The 26,004-nt window shown below is 72.4% G+C and carries 21 protein-coding genes; 5 read left to right on the top strand and 16 right to left on the bottom strand.

Features of this window, described 5'->3' with window-relative positions:
• Positions 1–8: 8 nt before the first annotated feature.
• The gene (locus HNR67_RS24230) at positions 9–6,746 is read right to left on the bottom strand and encodes a LamG domain-containing protein (RefSeq protein WP_185004529.1); all 6,738 of its coding nucleotides are present in this window, start codon (positions 6,744–6,746) and stop codon (positions 9–11) included.
• A gap of 189 nt (positions 6,747–6,935) precedes the next feature.
• On the opposite strand from HNR67_RS24230, the gene HNR67_RS46330 reads away from it, so the two are divergent.
• Positions 6,936–10,679 (top strand): nSTAND1 domain-containing NTPase, encoded by a 3,744-nt coding sequence (locus HNR67_RS46330; protein WP_185004530.1) that lies wholly within the window; start codon positions 6,936–6,938, stop codon positions 10,677–10,679.
• A 55-nt stretch (positions 10,680–10,734) separates the two neighbouring features.
• Here HNR67_RS46330 and manD read toward each other — a convergent pair whose 3' ends face one another.
• The 5 genes from manD to HNR67_RS24260 all read right to left on the bottom strand — a co-directional run bounded on the left by manD (position 10,735) and on the right by HNR67_RS24260 (position 15,644).
• Positions 10,735–11,928, bottom strand: a complete 1,194-nt coding sequence (manD, locus tag HNR67_RS24240; RefSeq protein WP_185004531.1) for a D-mannonate dehydratase ManD — start codon at positions 11,926–11,928, stop codon at positions 10,735–10,737.
• A 20-nt stretch (positions 11,929–11,948) separates the two neighbouring features.
• Entirely contained in the window at positions 11,949–12,755 is an 807-nt protein-coding gene (locus HNR67_RS24245; protein WP_221490027.1) for a carbohydrate ABC transporter permease, read from the bottom strand.
• Positions 12,752–13,630, bottom strand: a complete 879-nt coding sequence (locus HNR67_RS24250) for a carbohydrate ABC transporter permease (RefSeq protein WP_221490028.1) — start codon at positions 13,628–13,630, stop codon at positions 12,752–12,754. Before HNR67_RS24250 ends, HNR67_RS24245 begins: the two co-directional genes overlap by 4 nt.
• Positions 13,627–14,907, bottom strand: a complete 1,281-nt coding sequence (locus tag HNR67_RS24255) for an extracellular solute-binding protein (RefSeq protein WP_185004532.1) — start codon at positions 14,905–14,907, stop codon at positions 13,627–13,629. Before HNR67_RS24255 ends, HNR67_RS24250 begins: the two co-directional genes overlap by 4 nt.
• Before the next feature lie 89 nt (positions 14,908–14,996).
• The gene (locus HNR67_RS24260) at positions 14,997–15,644 is read right to left on the bottom strand and encodes a TetR/AcrR family transcriptional regulator (protein ID WP_185004533.1); all 648 of its coding nucleotides are present in this window, start codon (positions 15,642–15,644) and stop codon (positions 14,997–14,999) included.
• A gap of 82 nt (positions 15,645–15,726) precedes the next feature.
• Here HNR67_RS24260 and HNR67_RS24265 point away from each other — a divergent pair, with 82 nt between their 5' ends.
• Positions 15,727–16,182, top strand: coding sequence for a VOC family protein (locus HNR67_RS24265; RefSeq protein WP_185004534.1), 456 nt, complete (start codon positions 15,727–15,729; stop codon positions 16,180–16,182).
• A gap of 11 nt (positions 16,183–16,193) precedes the next feature.
• Positions 16,194–16,616 (top strand): hypothetical protein, encoded by a 423-nt coding sequence (locus HNR67_RS24270; protein WP_185004535.1) that lies wholly within the window; start codon positions 16,194–16,196, stop codon positions 16,614–16,616.
• On the opposite strand, the gene HNR67_RS24275 is transcribed toward HNR67_RS24270, so the two are convergent.
• The 9 genes from HNR67_RS24275 to HNR67_RS24315 are packed head-to-tail and all read right to left on the bottom strand — an operon-like array spanning position 16,601 to position 23,846.
• On the bottom strand, positions 16,601–17,368 hold the full coding sequence (locus HNR67_RS24275; RefSeq protein WP_185004536.1) for a FadR/GntR family transcriptional regulator: 768 nt from the start codon (positions 17,366–17,368) through the stop codon (positions 16,601–16,603). The genes HNR67_RS24270 and HNR67_RS24275 overlap by 16 nt on opposite strands.
• Before the next feature lie 40 nt (positions 17,369–17,408).
• Positions 17,409–17,939 carry a hypothetical protein gene (locus HNR67_RS24280; RefSeq protein ID WP_185004537.1) on the bottom strand — a complete coding sequence of 177 codons (531 nt, stop codon included), beginning with the start codon at positions 17,937–17,939 and terminating at the stop codon, positions 17,409–17,411.
• Between the two features lie 31 nt (positions 17,940–17,970).
• Complete coding sequence (locus tag HNR67_RS24285) at positions 17,971–18,204, bottom strand: hypothetical protein (RefSeq protein WP_185004538.1); 234 nt, start codon at positions 18,202–18,204, stop codon at positions 17,971–17,973.
• A 19-nt stretch (positions 18,205–18,223) separates the two neighbouring features.
• Positions 18,224–19,570 carry a TRAP transporter large permease subunit gene (locus HNR67_RS24290; protein ID WP_185004539.1) on the bottom strand — a complete coding sequence of 449 codons (1,347 nt, stop codon included), beginning with the start codon at positions 19,568–19,570 and terminating at the stop codon, positions 18,224–18,226.
• Complete coding sequence (locus HNR67_RS24295) at positions 19,567–20,259, bottom strand: molybdate ABC transporter substrate-binding protein (RefSeq protein WP_221490029.1); 693 nt, start codon at positions 20,257–20,259, stop codon at positions 19,567–19,569. The genes HNR67_RS24290 and HNR67_RS24295 overlap by 4 nt, the downstream gene beginning before the upstream one ends.
• Positions 20,241–21,500 (bottom strand): 3-oxo-tetronate kinase, encoded by a 1,260-nt coding sequence (gene otnK / locus HNR67_RS24300; RefSeq protein ID WP_185004540.1) that lies wholly within the window; start codon positions 21,498–21,500, stop codon positions 20,241–20,243. Before otnK ends, HNR67_RS24295 begins: the two co-directional genes overlap by 19 nt.
• Positions 21,488–22,123: a hypothetical protein gene (locus HNR67_RS24305; protein ID WP_185004541.1), complete on the bottom strand. Its 636-nt coding sequence runs from the start codon at positions 22,121–22,123 to the stop codon at positions 21,488–21,490. The genes otnK and HNR67_RS24305 overlap by 13 nt, the downstream gene beginning before the upstream one ends.
• Complete coding sequence (locus tag HNR67_RS24310; RefSeq protein WP_312987926.1) at positions 22,120–22,869, bottom strand: hydroxypyruvate isomerase family protein; 750 nt, start codon at positions 22,867–22,869, stop codon at positions 22,120–22,122. Before HNR67_RS24310 ends, HNR67_RS24305 begins: the two co-directional genes overlap by 4 nt.
• Positions 22,866–23,846 carry a phosphoglycerate dehydrogenase gene (locus HNR67_RS24315; RefSeq protein ID WP_185004542.1) on the bottom strand — a complete coding sequence of 327 codons (981 nt, stop codon included), beginning with the start codon at positions 23,844–23,846 and terminating at the stop codon, positions 22,866–22,868. Before HNR67_RS24315 ends, HNR67_RS24310 begins: the two co-directional genes overlap by 4 nt.
• Before the next feature lie 79 nt (positions 23,847–23,925).
• On the opposite strand from HNR67_RS24315, the gene HNR67_RS24320 reads away from it, so the two are divergent.
• A complete protein-coding gene (locus HNR67_RS24320) occupies positions 23,926–24,618 on the top strand; it encodes a GntR family transcriptional regulator (protein ID WP_185004543.1) in 693 nt (230 codons plus the stop codon).
• 43 nt (positions 24,619–24,661) lie between these two features.
• Entirely contained in the window at positions 24,662–25,180 is a 519-nt protein-coding gene (locus tag HNR67_RS24325; RefSeq protein WP_185004544.1) for a GNAT family N-acetyltransferase, read from the top strand.
• Position 25,181: 1 nt separating this feature from the next.
• Here the strand turns inward: HNR67_RS24325 and HNR67_RS24330 are convergent, their stop codons facing one another.
• A complete protein-coding gene (locus tag HNR67_RS24330; protein ID WP_185004545.1) occupies positions 25,182–25,991 on the bottom strand; it encodes an alpha/beta fold hydrolase in 810 nt (269 codons plus the stop codon).
• Positions 25,992–26,004 lie beyond the last annotated feature (13 nt).

Consider the following 26,004-nt stretch of genomic DNA (forward strand, 5'->3'; position numbering starts at 1 on the left):
GTGTTGTCTCATCGCCCATCCGCCCTGGTTCCCGTGGTCAGCAGGTGGCCGAGCAGCACGGCGGGCGGGGTGCCCGCCGCCGCGCAGTTCGGATCGGTGGAGTTGAACCGCTCACCGCGGGCCGTCTGGCACAGGTGCAGCGGCGTGCTCGACGAGCCGGGCCGCGGCTCCGTCCACACCCGGCCGACCGCGCCGACCTGGGTGTCCCCGCCGCAGGCGGTGTCCGCGCTGAGGTAGGAGTCCAGGCCCTTGCGACAGGCCCACAGCGGTCGCGTGCCGTCCACTTCGGCCAGCAGCACCAGGCCCGGCGTGCCCTCCAGTCGATAGCCCGGCGCGGCGCCGAGGATCGTGGTGGTCAGCTCCTCGTCCTGGGTGTGCCGGTAGGTGGCCAGTGGCGCCTGCGCGACGGTGTGGCCGAGCAGTTCCTGCTGGGTCCCGCCCTCGCAGCCGGGGTCGAGCGAGTCGAACCGGTCGGTTCCGCTGACACAGCGGTAGAGCGCGACCGTGGGCACCGTCTCCGGTGGGCTCTGGTACGCCCAGCCGAGGTCGGCGACCTTGGTCCCACCGGCACAGGTGGGGTCGGTGGAGGTGAACTCCTCGGTCCCGGCCCGGCAGGTGACCAGCAGCCGGGTCTCGGGCTGCTCGGCCGGGAGCAGCCTGCCCAGCGGCCGGTCGAACCGGTGACCGGCCGGCACCGGGTCGAACGGATCGGCCGGGTTGGCCGCGGAGTTGGCCGTGCCGCGCTGACCCGAGGCGGTGACGAATCGGGCCAGCTGCCCGCCGGGGGGAGCCGGAGTGGCGGCCCGCTGGGCGATCTCCTGGGCGGGCACGATCCCGAGGTCGGTGCGCACCTCGTCCAGCAGACCGGCGAAGTGACTCGCTGCCTGGCCGTTGACCTTGCCCCGGCCGAGGGTGAAGCCACCCCAGGCCGGCCACAGCGGCGCGTTGTCCTGCACGTCGACCAGTTCACCGTTGACGTAGAGCCGCAGTTCGCGGGCGGCGTTGTCGTAGACGCCGGTCAGGTGGGTCCAGGTGTTCAGCTCCGGCGCGCGCGGGGAATGCGCGTGCACGAGCTGTTCCAGGTCGGCGTCCTGCTTGGCCGCGCCGAAGACCCAGCGGCCGATGTCCTTGTTGTACTGCAGGACAAAACCACTCATCCGGGCGCCGTCCTGGCCGAGGATGGTCGCGTCGGCCCCGGCACTGGTGAGCTTGGCCCAGGCCGAGACGGTGAAGCTGTCCAGCATGTTCACACTCGGCTGCTGGGTCGCCGCCGAGCCGGTGCGGCCGTCCAGCCACAGCGCCTGACCGCGGATCCCCGGCTCGTAGCGGGTGCTGCCGGAGACGGTGGTCGGCGCGGCCCTGGGCGAGGTGTCGGCAACCGAGCCCTCGAAGGACCAGGTGCCGTGGTTCTGGACCGGCACGTCGTCGTGCAGCCTGCGGATCTCGCCCTCGGTCAGCGCCCTGCGGTCGAAGACCCGCACATCGTCCAGGTTGCCCGCGAAGAAGTCGATGTCACCGCCCTTGCGCTTGCCCCGCCCGATGGTGAACTTCCCCGTCGACTCCGGAATGGACAGTCCGACGTGGACGGTGGAGACCATGCCGTTGAGGTAGAAGCGGGCCTGTTTGAGCACCGCGTCATAGGTCACCGCGACATGTGTCCACAGCCCCACCTGCCCCGGCTCGGCCGACCAGACCACGATGCTGTCCTTGCCCTCCACCGGCACCTCGAAGGTCCACCGGCCGGTGGATGGCTGGTACTGCAACAGGAAAGTGCTCTGCGTGGCGCCGTCCTGGGCCACCACGGTCTGGTGGTCGCCGGAGTTGCGGCTCACCTGGGCCCAGGCGCTGAGGGAGAAACTCTGCGCCGTGTTCACCACCGGGGTGGCCGTCTCGGCGAACCCACTGGTGCCGTCCAGCCGCAGCCCGGTGCCCTCCCGGCCGGAGGCCCGGCTCACCCCGCCGCGCAGCGTGGCGGGCTGGGCGCGGTCGCTGGCATCCACCGCGGTGCTGCCGCTGTTCTCGTTGAACCGCCAGTGCCCGCCACCGGCCACCGGCAGTTCCGGCGCCGCGGCACTGGCCGCGTAGGACCGGTGCAGCGCGGTGATCCGCTCCGCCTCCAGCCCGGTCGCGTAGAGCCGGACATCGTCCACACTGCCCCGCCAGTGACCCGCCGCCGCACCGTCCCGCTGGCCCCGGCCGACGCGCAGCGCGCCGTCCTCGGCATGCCAGGGGCCGAGCAGCGTGCCATCGTCCACATCGGCCTCCTCGCCACCGGCGTGTACGTACAGCCAGACCTGACCGGCCCTGGCGTCGTAGACCCCGACCAGTTGCACCCAGGTGTTGAACTGACTGGGCCGCACCGAGATCGCGGCCTCGGTCACCGAGCCGTCGCGCTCGGGCATCTCGAAGACCCACTTGCCGTCCGGCGCCTGGTCGTTGTCGATCCGGTGGCCAAGGCGGAACTTGCTGGACTGGCCGGTCCGCCCGCCGTCGGCGCTGACCGCCGTCATCGTGCACACCCCGGCGCACGGTCCGGGCTTGTCCAGGTTGACCCAGGCCGAGACGGTGAACGCGCTGTCGGTGCGCAGGTCCACCCCGGTGGTGGAGGCGACGTCGTCCTTGCCGTCGAAGCGGACCGCGTTGCCCACCCGCCCCGGCCCGTACACCGCGCCGCTGAGCGTGGCGGGCCGCGCGCCGACCGCGTCCGCCGCCGTGCTGCCGCCGCCCTCGTCGAAGCGGTAGTGGTGCACCAGCGCCGGATCGCGACCGGCCATCACCCGGATCTCCTCGCCGAACAGCGCCCGGCTGTGCACCTTCACATCGTCGACGGCGCCGCGGAAGAACTCACCGAACCCGCCGTTCCACAGGCCACGCCCGATCTCGAAACCGGCCTGCGCGTTGAAGGTGGGCTGATCGGTCAGCTTGGCGTAGGCGGACTGGGCGCCGTTGACGTAGAGCGTCAGCTCGCCGGTGCCCGCCCGGTAGACCGCGGCCAGGTGGGTCCACACCCCGGTCTGCGCCTGGACGTCCGAGGTCGTCCTGGTCACCCTCGGGTTGTTCGCGTCCGGACCGTTGATCTGGGCCACCCAGCGGTGCGGCGGATTCGCGTCGGAACCGCTGTAGCCCATGGTGAACGCGGGCACCTTCGCCCCGACCTGACTGGCCACCGCGTGCCAGCCCGACTGCCGCTCGGTCAGCCGCACCCAGGCCGAGACCGAGTAGCTCTGCGTGGTGTCCACCACCGGGGCGGTGCGCACGTGGTCGTCGACCCCGTCCAGGCTCAGCGCCATGTCCGCCGGGTCGGGGATCGAGGCCTGACCGGCCGTCCACGCCGGATTGCCCCTGGCCTCACCGTTGCGGGCGTTCGGGCTGTCGTCGATCAGGTCGCCGTTGAGCTTCCAGGACCCGGCCAGCACCTGGTTGCGGGTGACGATGCCCTCCAGTTCGGCCGCGGAGAGCGCCCGGCTGTAGGTGCGGACCTCATCCACCGCGCCCGGCCAGTGATCGACCGGGTTGCCCTTGAACTTGCCGCGCCCGATCACCAGCGGACCGCCGGCGTGCCAGGGTGCGGTGGGCAGGGTCATCTCGCCGCCGTGCTCGCCGTTGACGAAGATGGTCATCTTCCGGTCGGCGGCGTTGAACGTGGCCGCCAGGTGGGTCCACACACCGGCCACCGGTTTCTGCTTGGCCTTCAACCCGATCCAGGCCACCGGCGGCATCTCGTCCTCGTCCTCGACGAACCTGGTGAACAGCCATCCGTTGTGCTCGCTGTTGTACTGCAGGAAGAAACCGCTGTGCCGGTCGCCGTCCTGGCTCACCGCGGTCATCGAGGTGCCGCCGGTGACGAACCGGTCCGCCTTGACCCAGGCGGCCACCGAGAAGCTCCGGTCGGTGCGCACCGCGGGCCTGGTGGTGGCCACGTGGTCGCCGTCACCGTCGAGTTGCAGCGACCGGTTGACCGCGCCGCCCTCGGTGAATCTGGCGTCCCCGTGCAGGATCCCGGCCTCGCCGCCCTCCGCGGAGTTGGCCGCGGTCCGGCCGTCCTTGTCGTCCAACCGCCAGTACCCCGTCTGCACGTTGTCCCTGCGCACCTCGGCGCCGACCTCGGCCGGGGAGAGCACCCGGTCGTAGAGCGCCACCTCGTCCAGGGCGCCGCTCCAGTCCGGCCCGATCCGCACCTGGCCGCCCGCGTGCCAGGCCACCCGCCGCTGCGCGGTGCCCGCGGGCACGCCGTCGACGTAGAGGGCGATCTGCCGGGAGGCGGGGTCGTAGGTGGCGGCGAGGTGGGTCCAGATGCCGGCCACCGGCTCGATGGTCGAGCGGACCAGGTAGACCTCCTGGTCCGGCCGCGCCGAATCCTCCTGCGCGAAGGCGATCACCCAGGACCTGGTGGCACCGTCGTAGCGGAGTTCGAAGCCCGGTTGCGTGGTGCCGTCCTGGCGCAGGATGGTGCGCCGGGCGCCGTCGGTCTGGGCCGGCTTCACCCAGGCCGAGACCGAGAAGCCCGAGTCGGTGCGCACCGCGTTCGGCGCGGTGACCTGGGTTCCCGGCGCGCCGTCGGTGACCATCGCCGAGCCGACCGCGCCCGGCGCGTAGGTCACGGTGCCCTGCGTGCTGCCGTGCCGGTCACCGAGGAAGGCGGTGTCGTTGACATTGCCCTCCATCGACCACTTGGCGTACGGGCCGGTGCCCGGCCGCACGTAGACCCGGTGCTCCTTGATCGGGCTGGCGTGCCCGGCCCGGTCCACGCTCTGCACGTACAGCGTCCGCGGCCCGTCCCCCGGCGGGGCCAGCTGCGCGGTCGCCGGGCCGCCGAGCGCGTCGGCGTTCACCTTGGACCCGGCCGATGGCGGGTTCGTCCAGCCGTAGCGGTAGTGGTCGATATCGCAGACGCCCTGGGAGTTCTGCGCGTCGCAGGTCGCGCCGGGGGCGAAGGTGAACGAGCCGGGCACGCCCACTCCACCGTGCCAGTCGTTGTCCTCCGGGTAGGCCGCGCTGCGCACCTCCGGTTTGGCCGTGACGCCGACCCGGTCCACCGCGAACGCCTGTCCGTGGCTGGCCCCGCCGCCGGTGGCCCGGTCCACGCCGTGCACCCACCAGGCGACCTGTTTGCCGTGCTCGTTCCTCAGGTCCAGCACCCAGTCGTGGCTGACCCCGGAGGGCTTGAAGTCATCGGCGTCCTTCGTCCACAGCGGCCTGCCCTGCACCTGGGCCCGCCAGCTCGCCCTGACCTGGTCCTGGTCCGGGTCGGCCACCTCGGCGATCATCCGCAGCGAGGCGTCGCCGGTGTAGGACACGCCCGCACACCACCGGCAAGGCTGGGGCAGCGGCGGATCGGTGCGCAGACCGGTCGGGTCGAGCGGGATCCGGTTCCACTCCACCTCCACCCAGGTGCTGCCGGAGTAGTACTTGCGCCAGGCCTCCTGGACCCCGCCGTGCAGGGCCTGCAGGGAGAACGTGGTGGTACCGCCGCGGTTGAGCGCGCCCGCGACGTCGATCTCGACCCCTCGGTGCCCGGCACAGCCCACGCCCGGCGGCGCGGGGAACTCCGTCCAGGCCGGACCGACCGGCCGGTTGTCCCACCGGATGTCACCGTTGATGCCGTGGTGGAAGTGCCGCATCAGGTGGGTGTAGGTGTTGCAGTTCGGGCTGTGCGCGGGCACCGTGTAGAACCTGGCCCAGTGCACGTTCTTGTCGCTGAGGAAGCCGGTCTCGAACTGGAAGTAGGCCCACGCCTCGCCGATGCCGCGGCAGTCGCCGTGCGCGTTGTAGCACTGCCCGACCTGGGCCCAGTCCGGGTGGTTCGGGTCCGCGCTCTTGCCCCAGTAGGTGGTGCCCGGCTTGCCGGAGAGCGTGGTGGCCCACTGGGACTTGTGGAAGGGGGTGACGGTCGGGTCCACCGTCACCGGGTACACGGTGGCCGGGTCGGCCAGGAAACCCTGGTCCGGCACCAGGGTCAGCACGCCCTTGGCGACCTCGACGCCCACCGGCGCGGTGCGGGTGCGGCCCGCGTCCCACATCACCGAGGGCGCTGAGCTGTAGACCAGCCTGCCCGCCCGGTCCACCGCCCGCAGCGCGCCGTGCTCGTCGGCGGTCAGGGACAGCCCGCTGGTCTCGGCCCGCAGCCCGATCCTGGCCAGCGCGGGGTTCCGCGCCGCCGCCGCGGTCTTGATCACCACCAGCTGCTGGTAGCCGTGTGGTTCGGCGCGCATGAGCAGGTCCACGCCGGGCAGCACCTCGGGATAGGTCGCCTCGTTGCCCGCCAGCCGGGGCGTGGGCAGTTTGTCCGGCCAGTGCAGGGCGAGCCGGTTCTCCCCGTCGGCCAGGCTCAGCAACGGCGCGGTGCCACCACCGGAGAGGGCCACGTCCTCCGCCACCGCCCTGGGCGCGATGGCGCCGTCCGGCCGGGCGTGCAGGGTCCGGTCGATCGGCACCCAGGCGCCGTCCCGCTGGAACCGGGTCGGCTGGGCGGTCAGTTTCGCGGTGTGCCTGCCGTCGGGATGGGCCAGCACGGTCCGGGTCCCGGTGCGTTCGCCGAGCACCTCGACCGGGGAGTTCTGCCGCACGGCCGCCGCGACGGCGGTGGCCGCGTCGGGCGCCGCGGCCACCGGGGTGGGCGCCGGTGGCCGGTCCGGCTCGGGTGGGACCGAGGACACCACGCTCGCGACCATCGCGGCGACCAGGACGGACAACACGACGCGGCCGGTGGTGGACCGGCCGCGTACGGGTGCGGAAGACGTTCCCATGGTTGCTCTTTCCCCCAGTTAGGACGAGCGGGTGTGGCGTGGGGGTAGTTCTAGGAGCTGGCGGTTGTTCACGGTCGTCGGGCCGATGTGAACAACCAAGGCGTGAACAACCCGGTGCGGCCGGTTGGCCGATGTGTGCCCTGTTTCCGCCGGTCACAATGGCGCGGGCGAAACTGGGGGGTGAACGCCGTGCCACGGGTGGAACGTCCGTTGGACAACGGGGACAACGCGTTGCTGCGCTTTGCGGCCGATCTGCGCGCACTGCGCGAGGCCGCGGGCAGCCCGACCTATCGCGTGCTGGCGCAGCGGGTGCACTACTCCGTGGCCAGCCTGTCCCAGGCCGCGGCAGGCCGGAAACTGCCGACGCTGGCCGTGACCCTGGCCTACGTCCGCGGCTGCGCCGGTGACCAGGCCGGGTGGGAACGCCGCTGGCACGAGGTGGCTGTCGAGGTCGGCACCGAGACCCCGCCCGCCGCCGACGGCGAGGCCGCGCCCTACGTCGGACTGGCGGCCTTCCAGCGGGCGGACGCGGACTGGTTCTTCGGCCGGGAACGGCTGGTGGAGGAGCTGCGGTCGCTGGTGCGGCAGCGGCGACTGGTCGCGGTCTTCGGCGCCTCGGGCGCGGGCAAGTCCTCGGTGCTGCGGGCCGGACTGCTCCCTCGGCTGCCTGCGGACTGGCCGGTGCTGCTGTTCTCACCCGGCGCGAATCCGGTCGAGGAGCTGGGCCTGGCCCTCGGCGGGACGCCGGTGGCGACGGAGCCGCGGTCCGCGGTGGAGCTGGCGCACGCGCGCCTGGCCGCGGCGCCGGACGCCGCCGAGCTGGTCGTGGTGGTCGACCAGTTCGAGGAGGTCTTCACCCTGTGCGCCGATCCGGGGCAACGCGGCCGGTTCATCGACCTGCTGCTGGCCCTGGCCGCCGGCCGGCAGAGCCGGTGCCGGGTGATCCTGGGCGTCCGGGCCGACTTCTACCCGCACTGCACCGGCTATCCGCAGCTGTTCGGGAAGCTGCGGCAGGCACAGGTCGCGGTGTGCCCGATGACCACCGACGAACTCCGCTCGGCGATCGTGCAGCCCGCGGTGACCGCGGGGAGCACCGTGGAGGGCGCGCTGCTGGCCAGGCTCATCGCGGACGCGCACGGCCAGGTGGGGGCGTTGCCGCTGCTCTCGCACGCGTTGCTGGAGACCTGGCGGCGGCGACGCGGGAACACCCTGACCCTGATCGGGTTCCTCGCCTCCGGCGGCATCGACGGCGCGCTCGCGCAGACCGCGGAGTCGGTGTACGCGGGGCTGGCCGCGGATCAGCAACGCCTCGCGCGCAACCTGCTGCTCCGGCTGATCGCGCCGGGGGAGGGCACCGAGGACACCAAACGCCGGATCCGCCGCAGTGAACTGGACCTGGCCGACCCGGCGGTGGCCCACGTGCTCGACCGGCTGGCCACCGCCCGGCTGCTGACGCTGGACCAGGACACGGTGGAGATCACCCACGAGGCGCTGATCCGCCGCTGGCCGAGGCTGCGGCGCTGGGCAGCGGAGAACCGGGAGCTGATCCGGCTGCACCGCAGGCTCACCGAGGCCACCGAGGCGTGGGAGCAGGTGCGCCGCGAACCCGGCGCGCTCTACCGCGGCACCCACCTCGACCAGGCCGCCGAACTGTCCAGGGACAGCGCTTCGGTGCTCAGCGGGCGGGAACGGGAGTTCCTCGAGGCGAGCATGGCCGCGCGGGCCGGGGAAGCGCTCACCGCCCGGCGCGGCGCCCGCCGGATGCGCAGGCTGGTCGGACTGCTCACCGTGTGCCTGGTGCTGGCGGCTTGCACCACCGTGTACGCGCTGCGGGCCAGCGAAGCCGCCGCCCGGCAACGCGATATCGCGGTCGGCCAGCAGGTCGCGGCCCAGTCCCACGCGCTGCGCGCGGCCGATCCGGAGGCCGCGGCCCAGCTGGGTCTGGCCGCCTACCGCATGGCCCAGACCACGGGCACCCGCGGCGCGCTGCTCAGCACGTTCACCACGCCGTACGCCACCCAGCTCCTGGGACACCAGGACGAGGTGAACATGGCCGCCTACAGCCGGGACGGGCGACTGCTGGCCACCGCGAGCAAGGACGGCACCGCCCGGCTCTGGGACCTGGCGGACCCGCGCCGCCCCAAGGAGATCGCGATCCTGGCCGGGCACACCGAGAACGTGCACAGCGTCGCCTTCCGCGCCGACGGCAGGCTGCTGGCCACCGGCAGCTGGGACGACACGGTGCGGCTGTGGGACATCGGCGATCCCGCCGCACCGCGCACCATGGCCGTGCTCACCGGGTTCACCGGGAGCGTGCACTCCGTCGCGTTCAGCCCGGACGGCCGGGTGCTGGCCGCGGCAGGCGACTCCCGGGTGCGGTTGTGGGATGCCGCGGAACCGCGACAGCCGGCCGAGCTGCCGGCGGTCGCGGTTCCGCCGGTGAGCGTGGCACTGGCGTTCGCCCCCGACGGCAGGCACCTGGCCAGCGCGAACCGGGACGGCACCGCCTGGCTGTGGGAGGTGACCGGGCCGGGCAGGCTCGGCGCGCCGCGCGTGCTGCGCGGCCACACCGCGGCGGTGACCTGGGTGGCGTTCAGCCCGGACAGCGGCCTGCTGGCCACCACCGGCCAGGACCGCACCGTGCGGCTGTGGGACCTGGCCGCGCCGCAGGCGCCGCCCAGGGTGCTGACCGGGCACACCGACGTGGTGCGCACCGCCGCGTTCAGCCCGAACGGACGGCTGCTGGCCACCGGCGGCCTGGACCGGGAGACCCGGCTGTGGGAGGTCGCGGGCGGCCGCCAGCTGACCACCTTCAGCGGGCTCACCGGCCACGTGCTGTCGGTGGCGTTCAGCCCCGACGGCCGTGGCCTGGCCGCGGCCAGCAAGAACGCCACGACCTGGCTGTGGGACCTGGCGGGCGCCACCCTGGCCGGTCACGGCGACTCGATCTGCGCGGTGGCCTTCAGCCGGGACGGCAGGCTGCTGGCCACCGGCAGCCGGGATCACACGGTGCGGCTGTGGGACACCCGCGACCGGACCGAGGTGGCGGTGCTGGCCGGTCACCGGGGTTCGGTGTGCGGACTGGACTTCAGCTCCGACGGGCGCCTGCTGGCCACCGCGAGCCACGACCACACGGCCCGGCTGTGGGACCTCGGCGATCCGCGGAAACCCGTGGCGCTGCACGAGATCACCGAACACGGCCAGCCGGTGAGCGCCGTCGCCTTCGCCGGGGACGGTCCGGTCCTCGCCGTGGCCGCCCTGGACGCCACGGTCTCGCTGTGGCAGGTCGCTGCGGGAAGTCGGCCGAGCAGGCTGTCGGTGCTCACCCAGCACCGCAAGGGGGTCAACGCGATCGCCTTCAGCGGCGACGGCACCAGGATGGCCACCGCGGACTGGGACCGGACCACCCGGCTGTGGGACCTCCGCGATCCCCGCCGCCCCAACGAACTGGCCGTGCTGACCGGGCACACCGACGGGGTCAGCTCGGTCGCGCTCAGCCGGGACGGGAAGACCCTGGCCACCGGCAGCTGGGACCGCACGGTGCGGCTGTGGGACACCGGCACGGCCACCGCACTGGCCGTGGTGCGGCACGCCGACAACGTCAACGCGGTCGCGCTGAGCTCCGACGGCCGCACCCTGGCCACCGGCAGCTGGGACCGCACCCTGCGCCTGTGGGATGTCGGCGATCCCAGCCACCCCTCGGAGTCCGCGGTCGTCACCGGCCACCCCGAGGCGGTGTGGACGCTGGCGTTCAACCCCGACGGGCGCACCGTGGCCACCGGCGGCAACGACCCCATCGCCCGGGTGCTCGACGTCGACGCCGACCGCGTCGCGGAAACCATCTGCGCGGCCGCCCCACGCCGCCTCGGTATGCGTGGCTGGGTGGATCACTTTCCGCCAGGGCAGGGCAGGCCACCGTGCCCCGGGCGGTGAACCCCGGGGTTGCTGCTTCCTCGTCCTGGTCCTCGGCCGCACCTGGGCCGGTGGGTCACCAGTCGTGCAGGGTGCCGTCCAGCAACCTGTTGTACGGCAGGTAGTCCCGCCGGTACGGGTGCGCGGCCATCGCCTGCTCGTCCAGCGTGACGCCCAGGCCGGGGGCCTCGCTGGGGCGCAGGTGGCCGTCGGTGAAGGTGTAGCCGGGGTGGAAGACCTCGGCGGCCTGGGCCGGGTAGCCGGAGTACTCCTGGATGCCGAAGTTGTGCACGGCCAGGCCCAGGTGCACCGCGGCGGCCATGCCCACCGGGGAGATGTCGGCCGGACCGTGCAGCCCACTGCGAATCTGGTACAGGGCCGCGAAATCCAGCAGTTTCTTCACCGCGGTGACGCCGCCGAAGTGGGTGACGGGGGAGCGGACGAAGTCGATCAGGCGTTCGGTGATCAGGGTCTGGTAGTCGAAGACGGTGTTGAAGACCTCGCCGATGGCCAGCGGGATCGTGCTGTGCTGCCGCACCAGGCGCAGCGCCGACTGGTCCTCGGCGGGGGTGCAGTCCTCCAGCCAGAACAGGTCGTAGGGCTCCAGGGACTTGGCCAGCCGGGCGGACTGCTGCGGGGTGAGCCGGTGGTGCACGTCGTGCAGCAGCGGCAGTTCCGGACCGAACTCGTTGCGCACCGCCTCGAACACACCCGGGATGTGCCGCAGGTAGGCAGCGGTGTCCCAGTCCTCCACCACCGGCATCCCCGGCGTGTTCTCGGTCTGCGCGATGGAGTAGACCCGTTGCAGGCCGGGGATTCCGGACTGGATGCGGATGGCCTGATAGCCCTCGGCCTGCCGGGCGCGCACCGAGTCGAACAGCTCGGGCAGGTCACGGCCGGCGGCGTGCCCGTAGGTGCGGACCCGGTCCCGGCTGGCCCCGCCGAGCAGCTGGTAGAGCGGCAGTCCGGCGACCTTGGCCTTGATGTCCCACAGCGCCAGGTCCACCGCGGCGATGGCGGCCATGGTGACCGGGCCGCGCCGCCAGTACGCGCCGCGGTAGAGCTGCTGCCAGGTGTCCTCGATGCGCTGCGGGTCGCCGCCGATCAGGGTGGGCAGCACGTGCTCGGACAGGTAGGCGGCCACGGACAGCTCGCGCCCGTTGAGGGTGGCATCGCCCAGGCCGGTCACGCCCTCGTCGGTCTCGATCCGCACGGTCACGTAATTGCGGCCCGGACCGCACACGAGCACGCTCGCGTCGACGATCTTCACTGCTACCTCTCTCCGGGCACTCAGCCCTTGGTGGCGCCCGCGGTCAGCCCGGCGACGATGTGCTTCTGCGCCAACAGGGCCACCGCCAGCGCGGGCAGGGTGGTGATGGTGGCCGCGGCCATCAGCCCACCCCAGTCGGTGCCCGCGTAGGAGACGAAGGAGAACAACGTCACCGGCAGGGTCTTGGTGTCCTCATCGGCCAGGATCAGCGCGAACATGAAGTTGTTCCAGCTGGAGATGAAGGCCAGCACGCAGGCGGTGGCGATACCCGGCATGGCCAGCGGCAGCGCGATGCGCAGGAAGGTGCCGAACGGGGTGAGCCCGTCGATCTGCGCCGCTTCCTCCAGCTCCACCGGCAGGCCCTCGAAGAAGCTGATCATCACCCACAGGATCAGCGGCACCGAGACGAACATGTGGCTGAGCACCAGCACCGCGTGACTGCCGACCAGGCCGAGCTGGGCGAACAGGTAGTACCAGGGCACCAGCAGGGATATCGCGGGCACGATCCGGGCCACCAGCACCAGCGAACCCGTGCCGTGCAAGCGGAAACGGCCGACCGCCCAGGCCGCGGGCACCGCCAGCACCGCCGAGAGCGCGGTGGAAGTGACGCCGACGATCAGCGAGTTGAGCATCGAGGAGGGCAGTTCGCCGCCGGAGAGCACGTTGCCGAAGTTCTCCAGCGTCGGCGTGAACACCAGCCAGGAACCGGGATCGGTGATCTGCACGTTGGTCTTGAACGCCGAGGCGACCATCCACACCACCGGCAGCACCAGCACCAGCAGTGCCACCGTGATCGCGCCACCGCGCAGCCAGGACTTCGCGCTCACACGGCCTCCCGTCCCGGGCGGCGGCGCACGACCAGCACCACCCCGACGATGACCACGGTGAACAGCACCAGCACCGCCGAGGCCAGGGCGTACTCCTGGTAGTCGAAGGTGAGCCCGTAGGCCAGCACGTTGAGTGTCTCGGCCTCGAAGGCGGACCCGCCGCCCGCGCCCTTGGTGGCGTAGATGAGGTCGAAGGTCTTGAGCGCGTCCACCGTGCGCAGCAGCACCGCGGCGGTCAGCGCGGGCAGCAGCATCGGCAGCACCACGTGCCGGAACCGTTGCCAGGCACTGGCTCCGTCCACCAGCGCGGCCTCCTCCGGTTCGGTCGGCAGCGTGGACAGCCCGGCCAGCAACAGGATCGCCATCATCGGCGTCCACTGCCACACGTCGATGGCCATCAGCGTGGGCAGCGATCCGGACACCGAACCCAGGAACGCCTGCCGGGGCAGGCCGATCGCGGTCAGCAGGTGGTTGGCCACGCCGTTGGTGGGGTCCAGGATCAGCAGCCACAGCACACCGATGGCGACCGGCGCGGTCAGCAGCGGCACGATCAGCACCGTGCGCACCCAGCGCACCCCGCGGAAAGCCTTGCGCAGCAACATGGCCAGCGCCAGTCCGAGCACCGCCTCCACCGCGACCGCGCCCACGGTGAACACCACCGTGCGCCAGAACGCGGGCCAGAACCGCCGCCCGTCACCGAGTGCGTCGGCGTAGTTGCGCAGCCCGGCGAACCCCGCCTCCGCGTTCACCGCGCCGAAAGCGTCGGTGAAACTCAGGTACAGCGTGTACACCAGCGGAAAGACGATCATCAACCCGACGAAGGCCAGCGCCGGTCCCAGCATCAGCCAGCGCAGCCTGCGCTGCGCCCCGGTCACCGCTGCTCCCGATGCCGGTTGTCCCGCACCAGGAACGCGGCGAGTTCCACATCGGCCGCCCGCGCCGCCGGGGCCACCGGCTGCCCGAGCACCCCGGCCACCAGTGGTGCGCCCACGATGTCCCGGGCCCGCCCGACCTGCAACACCCGCGGCCGGTCCGAGCCGATCCCGTTGCGTGCGTTGACCCGCATCGCCGCCGCCAGCTCCGGTGGGAACCCGGTCAGCGTGGCCAGATCGGCCCACGCCGACTCCCGTGCTCCCGGAATCCCCTTGGCCTGCAAGGCGGAAACCATCGCGGGGGAGGAGGCCCAGCGCAGGAACCGCCAGGAATCCTCTTGCAGCAAGGAGTATCGGTTGATGCCCAGGCTCCAGGACGGGACGTTGTAGGGTCTGGACCCCGCCGGACCGGCGGGGAAAGGTGCGAAGCCCACCCGGTCCCGCACCAGCGAGGTCTTGGGGTCGACGATGCTGGTGTAGATCGCGTCCGCGTCCACGTAGAAGGCCGCCTTGCCCTGCGCGAACACCGGCATCGCCTGCTCCAGGCTCATGTTCGCCACCCCCGGCGGCCCCGCCCGCCCGAGCAGTTCGCCGTAGTACTGGTAGGCGCTGATCGCGGCCGGACTGCCGATGGCCGAGCGCCCGTCCACCACGAAGTCACCGCCGTGGGAGTACAGGAAACTGGACCACTGCGTCACCGCCCCGGTCCGCTGCCCCCGCCCGACCGCGCCGAACACCCCGCGCCCCGGATCATGCAGCCGCACCGCGCTGTCCAGGAGTTCGGCCAGGGTGCCGGGCGGGCCGGTGAGGTCCTTGCGGTAGTAGAGGACCGGTCGCTCGGTGACCACCGGCACCGACCGCACCCGCCCGGCCACGATCGAGGCGGTGCGCGGTGCCTGCTGGAAGTCGGACCAGCGGTACTCGGCGTCCCCGCCGACCAGGTCGGTCAGGTCGGCCAGCCAGCCGTTGCGGGTGAACAGGGCCTGTTCCTGCAGCGCCCGCACCATCATCACGTCGATGTCGGTGGCCGAGGCGTTGAGCTTGACGTTGTAGGCACTGGCCAGCTGATCGCCGGTGAGCATGCTGATGGTGACCCGCCTGCGCACCAGGTCCTCGAACTCGCCGATCCGCTCCCGTACCGCCCGCGTCCACACGTGGTTGGCGGCCAGCACTCGCAACGGCGTGTCCCGCCCAGGACTGCCCTGACCACAGCCCGCGAGGGCGGCACCAGCGGAAACAGCCCCGAGCATGGTGAGGAACCCGCGCCGGGTCGACGGCATCGGCGGCCCACCTCCTCACGTGGTCCAACTGGTAGGACCAGTTCGGCCAGACAGTACGTCCGAGCCCGCCCCGGGGCAAGGGGGCGGCGCTACCGCCTCGGGAGCAGGTCCGGGTGCAGGCACAGGCCGCGCAGCCGGGTGAGCACCGCGGCGCGGGCGTGCCCGAAGGCGGTGTCAGCGTCGTGCAGGCGGGCCCGGGTGACCACGGACTGGCCGAGTGCGTCGAGTTCGTAGGCCAGCAGGGCGGGATCGGTGTCCGCGCGCAGTTCCCCGGCCGCGATGGCCTCCGTCGTCAGCGAACACAGCAGGTCGACCCACTCGTGCAGCAGCGCGACCAGGCGGTCCCGGACGGCGCCCGGCTGGTCGTCGAACTCCGCCTGGGTGGCGACGAAGAAGCACCCGCCGGGCAGCACGCCGTCGGCGTAGAAGGCCAGCCGGCGCTCGTGCACCGCCCACAGCGCCCGGACACCGGTGTGCTCGGCCAGTGCCGGGCGGACGACCAGGTCGGCCCATTGCTCGCGGGCGCGGTCGATCACGGCCAGTTGCAGGGTCTGCTTGTCCGGCCAGTGCGTGAACAGCCCGGACTTGCTGACCCCGAGCCGTCCGGCCAGCTGGGCCAGGGACAGGCCGTCGAGACCGTCGGTGGAGGCCAGGTCGACGGCCGCGTCCAGCACGGCGGCCCGAGTGCGGTCGCCACGCTGTCGGCGGCCGTCACCCCCGGAGTTCGCGTTCGGCATGTGAACAACCTAACACAATAAGTCCGACCGGTCGGTCGTATTGTTCGGGTCCCAGGCTCCACCCCGGCGAAGGGACCCAGCGATGCCCGTGATCGTTCCGGACTACCACCTCGGCGTGGTCGTGTCCGACCTGCACCGCGCCATGGCCGAACTCACCGACCTGCTCGGCCTGCGCTGGCTGCCGCCGGTGCGCAGCGGCCACCAGGTCACCGGCGACGGCCCGCCGCACACCGGCCCGATGCTCACCATGTCCAGGCAGGGGCCGCCCTACCTGGAACTGCTTGAGCTGACCCCCGGCACCGTGTGGTCCGAACCCGGCCTGCACCACCTGGGCTTCTGGGCACACGACGTGCGCGCGGAGTCGGCCAGGATGACCGCGGCCGGCTTCCCGCTGGAGGCCGAGGCGGTGGTGCTGGCCGGGGACACCGAACCGGGTGTGTGCTACCACCGGACCAGCGACGGCCTGCGCCTGGAACTGGTCGAGATGAGCCGCGGCGGCCCGGCACTGGCCCACTACCTCAACGCGATCACCGACTAGCCTCCGCACGCATGGCGAACCTGCTCTCCGTCGGCCGTTCGAGCGCCGATCCGAACCTGGCCGACTGGCACATCGACGGCGCACCGCTGGCCCGCTGGATGTCCCGGTTCGACTGCGCGGGCCCGACTCCCGGTGACTCCAGCGTGCTGGCCACCCGCGATCTCGACGACCTGCGCGCGCTGCTCGGCAGGCCCGGTGGCGTGCTGCCTTCCGGGCGGGTGCCGCTGTACGGCTGCGCGCGCTGCGCCGACCTCGACTGCGGGGTCTTCGCCGTCCGCGTCACCCACGACCAGGACACAGTGAGCTGGACCGACTTCGCCTGGGAGTACGGCAGCGACCAGGAGCCCGGACCCTCGGCGGACTACGCCGCGCTGCCGACGATCAGGTTCGACCGGGAGCGCTACGAGGCCGTGCTCGGTCAGCTGCTGCGCTGAGCCGACCGGTCGAGCAGGTTCTCCAGCTGCCGGGAGGCCATCACGTCCACGCTCAGGTCCGCCTCCGGCCCCCAGCTGCGCCCGGCCAGGGCGAGGTGCTCGTGCATGCAGTGCCGGGCCAGTTCGACGTCGCGGGCCTCGATGGCGGCCACGATCTCCGGATGGTGCGGCACTCCCGGACCAGGGTCGGCGGTGTCGGAGTTGGAGCGCAGCATGATCTCGAACATCATCCCGCTGATCGAGGCCAGCATGATCCGCAGCACCGGGTTGCCCGCGGCCGCGGCGATGGTGTCGTGGAAGTCCACGTCGGCCTGGGCCTTGGTCACCACGTCGGTGGCGGCCAGCACCCGCTCGTGCGCCGCCCGGATCGCGGCCACCTCGGCTTCGCTGCCGTTCTGGGTGGCCAGCGCGACGGTTTCCACTTCGAGCACGATCCGGGCCGCCATCACCTGGCGCACGGTGGGCCTGCTGGTGCGGTAGAGCGCGTCGTAGCTGTGTGCCTCCGCCGCGGACCGTTGCGCCACGAACGAACCCCGCCCTGGCGCGATCTCGATCAGGTGCTGGGCCTCCAGTCGGCGCAGCACCTCGCGGACCACGTTGCGACTGGCCCCGAATCGCACTGCCAGCTCACGTTCGGAGGGCAGTTTGGCGCCGGTGGCCGGTTCACCGGAGAGGATTTCCTGGCGGAGCTGCCGGGAGATGGTCTCGGTGAGCAGACCGCGTTGGGGCGGTGGCGGAACGCTGCCGGGCACGGCGGCGATGCTACCCGCCCGACCGTCCGGCCGGGCCCGCCTAGCCCGGCGTGGCCGGGAACCACTCGCGCCGGGCCGCGAACCAGGCGGCCAGCTCCGGTTCGGACCACTCCGGCACGCCGTCCGCGTTGTGCAGGTACGCCAGCACCGCGTCCCGGTCGGCGTGTTCGCTCGCCCGCACGAACTCGATCGTGGCCGTCACCCCGGCGGCGACCAGGTACAGCCCGTCGTAGCCGCACTGGGTGTCGAAGTTCGCTGACTTGAGGTCCCACTGCAACCACACGTCCTCGACCTGCCGGTACTCCGCGAGCAGGTACCCGGCCAGCTGGGTTTCCTCGGCCAGCCCCCACGACCGCCTGCACTGCGCCACCTCCTGGGCCAGTAGCCAGCGCACCAGTTCCAGGTCTCCCGGCCGCCGGTCGTGCTGCAACGCCCGCAGCACCTCGGCCCGCCGCTCGAAGTTGACGTCCTCCGGGAAGCCCGCGTCCGGCCCCGGCTCGCACCGCAGCTCCGGCCACACCCGCGCCGAGGCCCGCATCCGCGCCAGATCGCGCCGCCCGTCATCCGTCATGTGGCGATGATCGCACCGGCACATCCGCCGGTCACTCCTCGGTCAGCTCCGCCCTGCCCTCCCCGGTGTAGCGCAGTAGGAAGGCGAACACGCCCGCGAGGGCCGCGGTGGCGCAGACGGCATCGGCCACCGAGTCGCCGAAGACCCGCACCAGCCGGCCGGAGCCGAGCAGGATGCCGGTGGTCTGACCGGCGATGACGGCCACGCCGCCGAGCAGGAAGGCGAGCAGGCACAGGCGGGTGGCGAACAGCAGGATCCGGTACACGGGCGCACGCTCCTGGGGGTCAGCTGGGCAGCCACAGCACGCCGACCGCGATCAGCACGCCGAAGAGCAGGGTGGGCAGCAGGTAGTAGAGGACGACCGGGAGGAAGACCCGGACCGGGTTGATCCCGGCGATGCCAGCGGCCACGTACAGCGGTGCGGCGCCGGGCGGCGAGCAGCCTTCCGAGGAGGCCCAGACCAGGATCGCGGCGAAGGCCACGTGCGGCGGGATGCCCGCCGCGGTCAGCGCGGCGAAAGCGACCGGGCCGATGGCGGCCACCGTGGAGGTGGTGTTGAGCGGTCCGGCCACGATCACGATCACCAGCCCGACCACGATGGCCGCGACCAGTGGGGACAGTCCGGTGAGTCCGGTCAGCAGCGGGGCGAGCTGAGCGCCGAGGCCCAGGGTGGTGAGCACGTTGGAGGCGGCGAAGGCGGCGATCATGGTGACGCCGACCAGGCCGAGTTTCGGGCCGACCGTGCCCAGCAGGTCCCACCACTGCGCCCGACCGTTCGGTAGGTTCCGGCGTTCGACCAGCAGGCCGACCAGCAGCATCACCACCGGCAGCCACACCAGCATCGGGATCGCCTTGTCCACGGCCACCCCGACGTGGGCGGAGACCAGGTCTCTGGTCGGCGGCGCGGTGAGCAGTACCGGCACCGCCACCGAGGCCAGCACCAGCAGCGAGGTCCAGCCCGCGCGGAAGGTCCGGCCGACGGGGTGCACATCGGCCGGGTTCATCGCGCCCACCCCGCGCCTGGCCACGATCAGCCGGGCCACGATCAGGCGCATCAGCACCATCCAGGCGCCGGTGACGAACATGGTGGCGACCATGCCGCCGGTGCCCAGCACGGGCAGCACGGTGGGCGCGGCGAGCAGCAGGAAGAACGCGCCGCTGAACGGGAAGGTGGCGCCGACCCCGGCGTTGCCGGACAGGACCAGGGCCGCGGTCTCGCCGCTGGCGCCGGAGCGTTTCAGCCAGGGGATGGTGATGGAGCCGATGGTGGCCACGATCGCCGCGCCGTTGTGCGCCACCGCGCCGAACAGCCCGGCGGCCACGGTCGCGGCGTAGGCCGAGCCACCGCGGCGGCGGCCCAGCAGCGAGCTGAGGATGTCGACCAGGCGTTGCACCAGGCCGGTGCAGGTGAGCAGTTCGCTGACGAAGACGAAGGCCAGTGCGGCGAAGGTGATCTCGGATTTGAGCCCGTCCAGCAGGCCCTGCCAGCCGACCGCGAGCGCGTCGGTACCGGCGAAGGCGGCGGTGACCAGGAAGCCGACCACCATGGCCTCGCCGATGTTGCGCTTGAACACCGCGTTCCACAGCACGATGACCGCGATGAACGCCCCGAGGGCGTAGACGGCGTTCATGCCGGTAACAGCCCGGCCGCGGCGAAGGCGGCCGCCGCCACCGGACTGCTGAGGTAACGGGCCAGCCCGGTCGCTGACAGGCCGGCGTCCGGGGACAGCGCGAGGGAGAGTTCGCTGTGCTGCTGGACCTCGTCCGGGAGTGGACCGGCGATGCGCACGCCGGGCACGGCGGCCAGTTCGCTGAGTTGCTGCACGGCCAGGTCGGCCCGGCCGTCGAGCAGCGCGGTGGCGGTGAATCCCTTGGGCAGCACGGTGGCTTGGGCGTTCACCTGCCCGGCGATGCCCAGTTCCTCGATCAGGGCGGCGAAGTGGATGCCGCTGGCCCCGGTGCGGGAGTAGGCGACCGAGCGGGCAGCGGTCAGCGCGGTGCGCAAGGAGTCCACTGTGGACAGATCGGGCGGGGTCGTGCCGGCTGGGACGGCGATGCCGATGCCGCTGCGGGCCAGCACCCGGCGGGAGGACGGGTCGATGGCGCCCAGCCCGGCCAGGGCCGGGAAGGCGTCCGAGATCGCGATCACCAGCTCGGGGCGGGCGCCCGCGGTGATGCGCTGGGTCAGCACGGTGGTCGGGTCGTAGCTGGCCTCGATGTCGACCCTGGCGTCCAGGGTGAAGGCCGGGAGCAGCACGTCGTCGAGGGCGGTGCGCACGGCGAGCGCGCTGAACAGGGTGATCACGGGGCGAGGGGACATGGCGGGTCCGTTCGGTGGGGTGTGGAGGCGGTGGCGAGCAGGTCGGGCGCGCCGAAGTTGCCGGATTTGAGCAGTAGCAAGGGATGTGCGGGGTCGACCGGGCGGATCCAGGGCACGCCGGGCGCGGCCTCGGGGCCGATCGCGCCGCCGCGCACGCCGAGGGCGGCCACCACCGCGCCGGAGGTCTCGCCGCCCGCGGTGATCAACCGGCGGATCCCGCGCCGGGCCAGGCCGACCGCGATCAGGCCGGTGGCGCGTTCCAGGATCCGGGCCGAGCCCTCGACGCCGAGGGCGTCCTGGGTGTGGCGCAGTTCGGCCGGACTCATCGTGGAGTAGATCAGCGGGCCGTGGCCGGTGGTGGTGTCGAACCAGTCGAGGGCTTGGGCGGCAAGGGTTTCCGGGTCGGGCTGGGCGATCGGGTCGAGGCGGTGGGCCGGTCTGCCCAGGCGCAGGAGTTCGCCGACCTGTTCCAGGGTGCGGGCGGAGCAGCTTCCGGAGAGGACGGCCGCCGGGCCGCCGAGGTCGAACTCGTCCTCGGGTGGGTGGCCGCGGCCGAGCGCGGCCGCGAGTCCGCCCGCCAGACCCGCCGCCCCGGCCACCAGGGGGTCCTCCGCCAGGACCCGGCCCAGCACCCGGAGGTCCTCCTCGGTGGTGGCGTCGGCGAGCAGGTAGTGGGCGGTGGCCTGCCGGATCGCCCGGCGGAGCGCCGCGCCGCCCGCGCGCACGGTGTCGTGGCCGAGCAGGCCGACCGGTTCGGGGACCTGGGCCTGCAGCAGGCGCACCAGGTTCGAGTCGCGCATCGGGGTCAGCGGGTGGTCGCGCATGGGGGAGTCGGCGAGCAGCTCGTCGCCGACGAACAGGTGGCCGCGGTACTGGGTGCGGCCGTGCTGTGGTGAGCTGGGGGTGGTCACCACGGTCCTGGCGTCGAGTGCGGTGGCCAGGGCTGCGAGGACCGGGCCGATGTTGCCCTCGGCGGTGGAGTCGAAGGTGGAGCAGTACTTGAAGTAGACCTGCCGCACCCGGTGCCCGCGCAGCCAGCCCAGTGCGCGCAGCGAGTCGGTGACCGCGGCAGCGGCCGGGATCATCCGGCTGCGCAAGGCCACCACCACGGCCTCGGCCGCGGGTGGTTCGGTCTCCGGCGGTGGGGTGCCGAAGTAGAGCAGGGTGCGCAACCCGTTGCGGCGTAACGACACGGCCACGTCGGTGGCGCCGGTGACATCGTCGGCGATCACCCCGAGCATTGGCCCACCAACGTTCTGAGCCGGGCTGCCGCACTGCGTGGGCCGGAGAACACCGGCAGGCCGGTCTGCGCGGCCAGCGGCACCGTGGCGGGCGCCAGGGTGTACTGGGCCAGCAGCACGGCGTCCACAGTGGACTCCTGCTGGCAGGCACGCAGCAGGATGTCGGTCAGCGCCTTGGTGTCGCCGGTGGCGGCGAAAGCCTCGGGTGCGTGCACGCCGACCACGTGGAGTCCGGGGGCTCTGTCGCGCAGGCGGGTGACCGAATCGTGCAGGGCCGCCGGGATCGAGGCGAGCACCAGCACCCGGCGTGGGTGGCGGGCGAGCACGTCGTCGAAGGCGGCGTCGTCCGGGGCGAGCACCGGCACCGGCGCGGTGCTGGTGCGGGCGAGGTGGCCGTAGAGCGAGCAGGTGAGCAGCACCGCGTCCGCGCCGCCGTCCACCGCGTAGCCGATCAGCCGCCGCATCCGCTCGGCCAGTTCGGGGGTGACGCCGTTGCGCGCGTCGGAGAGCAGCCTGTCGTCGAGCAGGTTCCACAGCTCCGCCGCGGGAAACCGCTCGGCCAGGGCGGACTTGGCCGGACCGATGGCGCCGGGGGTCGCGCTGATCAGCGCGACCCTGGTCATCGCAGCCAGCCGAGGCCGGTGGGACTGCTCGGCCGGTACTCGCAGCCGATCCAGCCGCGGTGCGCTTCCAGTAGCGCGAACACCTCCGGCCACGGGATGTCGCCGGTGCCGGGTTCGCCGCGGCCGGGCACGTCGGCGATCTGCACGTGCCAGGTCCGCGGCAGGAACTCACGCAGCGCGGCCAGTACATCGGGTTCGTCGTGCCGGGCGTGGTAGACGTCGAGGAGCAGGCCGACGTGGTCCGCGCCGATCGCCGCCACCGCCGCGGCGGCGTGCGCCTGGTCGTCGAGCAGGAAACCCGGCTTGTCCTGTTTGTTCTGCGCCTCCAGCACGATCCGCACGCCGGTGTCGCGGGCCTGCTGGGCGGCCCAGGCGATATTGGCCACGTAGCAGGCGAACGCGCGATCCCGGCTCAGGTGCGCTGGGCGGATCCCGGCGGGCACGTGCAGGAAGGACGCCCCCAGTTCGACCGCGTAGCCCAGGGCGAGGGCCAGGCCGGCGCGGAACTCGGCGATGTGCTCCGGCACGCAGGCGGTGCCGGTGCCGCGCTGCGGCGAGTTGATCAGCACCTGGACCAGGCCGGCGTCGGTGAGCCTGCGCTGTAGTTCGGCGGCCGGGAAGGGGTACGGGTCGGCGTACTCCACCGCGGTGAACCCGGCGGCGGCCGCGGCGTCGAAGCGTTGCGCGAAGGGCAGTTCGGTGAACAGCCAGCCGAGGTTCGCGGCCAGCCGGTCGATGTCGATCACCGGACCTCCCGGGCGTACTCGGGATTGACCAGGTGTGCGGGCACCCGCCCGTGCAGGACGTCGACGACCTGCCGGGCGGCCAGCAGGCTGGACCGGGAACGGGCCTGGGTGGTGGCGCCGCCGATGTGCGCGGTGATCAGCACGTTGTCCAGCCCGCGCAGCCTGCTGTCGGCGGGTAATGGTTCCTGGGCAAGCACATCCAGCGCCGCGCCACCCAGTTCGCCGCGTTCCAGGGCCTCGGCCAGTGCCTGTTCGTCGACGATCCCGCCGCGAGCGGTGTTGATCAGGTAGGCGCTGGTTTTCATGGCGCGCAACGCCTCCGCGTCAATGAGGTTGCGGGTGGACTCGGCCAGGAACAGGTGCAGGCTGACGAAATCGGCCTCGGCCAGCAGTTCGGGCAGGGGCAGGACGCGCACGCCGGTCTCGGCCAGGAACTCCCGGTCCGGGTCGGGCTCGGTTGCCAGCACCCGCATGCCGAGGGCCAGCGCGAGCCGGGCCACGGTCTGCCCGATCGCGCCGAGCCCGACCAGGCCGAGGGTGGCGCCGTGCAGTTCGCACCCGCTGCGCTGGGCCCAGTCACCGGCCCGGATCGCGGCGGTGTTCTGCGGGATGAGCCGGGCGCAGTTGAGCATCAGCGCGAGGACGTGTTCGGCCACCGAGCGGCGGTTCGCGCCGGGGGTGTGCGTGACGGCGACGCCGTGCCGGGTCGCGCAGGCCACGTCGATGTTGTCGTACCCCGCCCCGCAGCGGCCGAACACGCGCAGCCGGGGCGCGGCCGCGATGACCTCGGCGGTGAAGGCGTCGGTGCCCGCCACGATCCCGTCCGCCTCGCGCACCACGCCGGTCAGGCTCAGCCCGGTGGCCTGGCGCAGCGAGGCGGGGGCGAAGACGGTGTCGAACCCGGCCTCGGTCAGCAGCCGGTCCACCTCCCCGCCGGGTTCGAGGTAGGGCGTGGTGACCAGGACTCGCTTGCTCATGCCGAAACTATAGGATCGATGTCAATAGTATAGTTTCGACCGGCGGGCTATCGTGACGCGTCGAGAAGGAGGGTTGGGGATGGCCTCGCCGCGGAAGTCCAGCAGGCAGCCGCTCGCGGACAAGATGTACGAGGTGCTGCTCGCGCAGTTCACCGACGGCAAGTGGTCGGCTGGCGAACCGGTCAACATCGGCGCGCTCTCCCGCGACCTCGATGTCAGCCAGACCCCGCTGCGCGAGGCCCTGGCCCGGCTGGAGCACACCGGCCTGGTGCGGCGCGAGGCACTCAAGGGCTACCGGGTCGCGCCGCTGCTCAGCGAACACGAGCTGATCAAGCTGATGGACGCCCGCCTGGTGCTGGAACCGGCGCTGGCACACGAGGCGGCCCGCCGGACCACCCCGGAGTTCCTGGCCGATGTCCTGTCCACTGTGGACGAACTGGCCGCGGCCGCGAAATCACCGGATGACAAGGTGTTCAGCTCCTACTGGCTGATCGACGAGCGCTTCCACCTGCTGATCGCCACCCAGGCGGACAACCCGTTCCTGGTCAGGGCCTACCAGGCACTCGGCGGCCAGGTGCAGCGGTTCCGGTTCTTCGCCACCCTCGGCTCGGCCCGCGGCGCGCCCGGCCTGGCCGCCGAGGAACACCGCGCGGTGCACCAGGCACTGGCCGAGGGCGATCCGGAGCGGGCGGCGGCGCGGATGCGCGAGCACATCGAGAACGCCAAGCAGCGGGTGCTGGCCGACCGCCGCTCGGTGGCCGCGCGGGACTGACGTGCCGGCCGACGGCCGCCGGCCGGTGTGAGAGCCTGCGATCATGTCGCACCCCGTGCTCACCGTCCGCCCCGCCGCTCTCCGCACCGAGGCGGACGCGGTCGGTGACCTCCTGGTCGAGTACATGACCTGGGCCACCGGACAGCTCCGGGCCACCTTCGGCGTCGACTCACCCACCGACCCCTCGGCCATGCGGGCCGGCCTGGCCGAGTACGCCACGCCGGCGAGTGTGCTGCTGGTCGCGGTGGCCGAGTCCGGCGAGCTGGCCGGGACCGGGGCGGTGCGGACCCTGGAACCGGGCGTGGCGGAGATCAAGCGGATGTACGTCCGCCCGGCCTGGCGCGGTCAGGGCGTCGGCTCCCGGCTCCTGGACGGCCTGCTCGACCAGGCCGCCCGGCTGGACGCCTCGACGATCCGGCTCGACACCGCGCGCTTCATGGCCGACGCCCAGGGCATGTACCAGTCGCGGGGGTTCGTGCGGCGAGACCCGTACCCGGGCACCGAGATCCCGCCACACCTTCAGCAGTACTGGTACTTCTTCGAGCGGACCGTCACCGGGTAGGTCACCGGCGCAGGAACTCCCACAGCAGGCCGGCGACCGCGCTCGGCTGGGCCAGGAACGGTGAGTGCGGCGCGCCGGGGATGACCTTCACCTGGACACCGGCTGCGGTGTAGCGGGCGGTGGTTTTGGCGCAGTCGTAGTAGGGGTCCTGCTCGCCCAGGATCACCAGGCTGGGCAGGCCGAGGTCGCGGAGCTGGGCGTCGAGCGGGTGCTGGGCGAGGATCGGGCCCCGGTCAACGAAGATCATCCGGGTCAGGCGGGGCGCGGTCGCGGCCTGGTCGAGGACTGCCTGGATGGGGTTGTCGAAGTTCTTCCCTGGCAGGAAACGGGAAATCCAGTGCGTCACCGGCCAGTACGCGATGGTGCGGGCGATCACGCTGAACAAGGAGACCAGGAAGGCGCTGCCGCGCGGGGTCGAGGCGTAGGTGTAGTCCGGGCCCTGGGCGATCACCACCACCGCGCTGACCCGGTCGGACTGCGCGGCCAGGGCCAGGGTGACGTCCGCGCCATAGGAGTGACCGGCCACCGCCGCGTCGCTGAGGTCGAGTTCCTTCACCAGCGCCGCGACGGCGCGACCCTGTGACAACGCGTCCAGGTCGGTGCTGCCGCCGGTGCAGCCGTGGCCGGGCAGGTCGACCCGGATCACCCGGAAATCGGTGGCCAGCAACGGGGTCAGCCGGTCGAACCAGTGCATCGAGCCGCGGAACCCGTGCAGCAGGACGAGTGGCCTGGCCGTGGGATCGCCGTCCTGGCGCACGTGGAAATTGTGACCGGCGACCGAGATCAGCTCGCCAATGGGGACCCGCCGCATCGCGGGATCATAA

The organism is Crossiella cryophila (assembly GCF_014204915.1).
Lineage (GTDB): Bacteria > Actinomycetota > Actinomycetes > Mycobacteriales > Pseudonocardiaceae > Crossiella > Crossiella cryophila.

Bases quoted from the DNA above. Each gene is read 5' to 3' on its own strand.
- HNR67_RS24230 (WP_185004529.1), bottom strand. From the start codon at position 6,746: ATGGGAACGTCTTCCGCACCCGTACGCGGCCGGTCCACCACCGGCCGC.
- HNR67_RS24255 (WP_185004532.1), bottom strand. From the start codon at position 14,907: ATGCCGTCGACCCGGCGCGGGTTCCTCACCATGCTCGGGGCTGTTTCC.
- HNR67_RS24260 (WP_185004533.1), bottom strand. From the start codon at position 15,644: ATGCCGAACGCGAACTCCGGGGGTGACGGCCGCCGACAGCGTGGCGAC.
- HNR67_RS24265 (WP_185004534.1), top strand. From the start codon at position 15,727: ATGCCCGTGATCGTTCCGGACTACCACCTCGGCGTGGTCGTGTCCGAC.
- HNR67_RS24270 (WP_185004535.1), top strand. From the start codon at position 16,194: ATGGCGAACCTGCTCTCCGTCGGCCGTTCGAGCGCCGATCCGAACCTG.
- HNR67_RS24280 (WP_185004537.1), bottom strand. From the start codon at position 17,939: ATGACGGATGACGGGCGGCGCGATCTGGCGCGGATGCGGGCCTCGGCG.
- HNR67_RS24290 (WP_185004539.1), bottom strand. From the start codon at position 19,570: ATGAACGCCGTCTACGCCCTCGGGGCGTTCATCGCGGTCATCGTGCTG.
- HNR67_RS24295 (WP_221490029.1), bottom strand. From the start codon at position 20,259: ATGTCCCCTCGCCCCGTGATCACCCTGTTCAGCGCGCTCGCCGTGCGC.
- otnK (WP_185004540.1), bottom strand. From the start codon at position 21,500: ATGCTCGGGGTGATCGCCGACGATGTCACCGGCGCCACCGACGTGGCC.
- HNR67_RS24305 (WP_185004541.1), bottom strand. From the start codon at position 22,123: ATGACCAGGGTCGCGCTGATCAGCGCGACCCCCGGCGCCATCGGTCCG.
- HNR67_RS24315 (WP_185004542.1), bottom strand. From the start codon at position 23,846: ATGAGCAAGCGAGTCCTGGTCACCACGCCCTACCTCGAACCCGGCGGG.
- HNR67_RS24320 (WP_185004543.1), top strand. From the start codon at position 23,926: ATGGCCTCGCCGCGGAAGTCCAGCAGGCAGCCGCTCGCGGACAAGATG.
- HNR67_RS24325 (WP_185004544.1), top strand. From the start codon at position 24,662: ATGTCGCACCCCGTGCTCACCGTCCGCCCCGCCGCTCTCCGCACCGAG.
- HNR67_RS24330 (WP_185004545.1), bottom strand. From the start codon at position 25,991: ATGCGGCGGGTCCCCATTGGCGAGCTGATCTCGGTCGCCGGTCACAAT.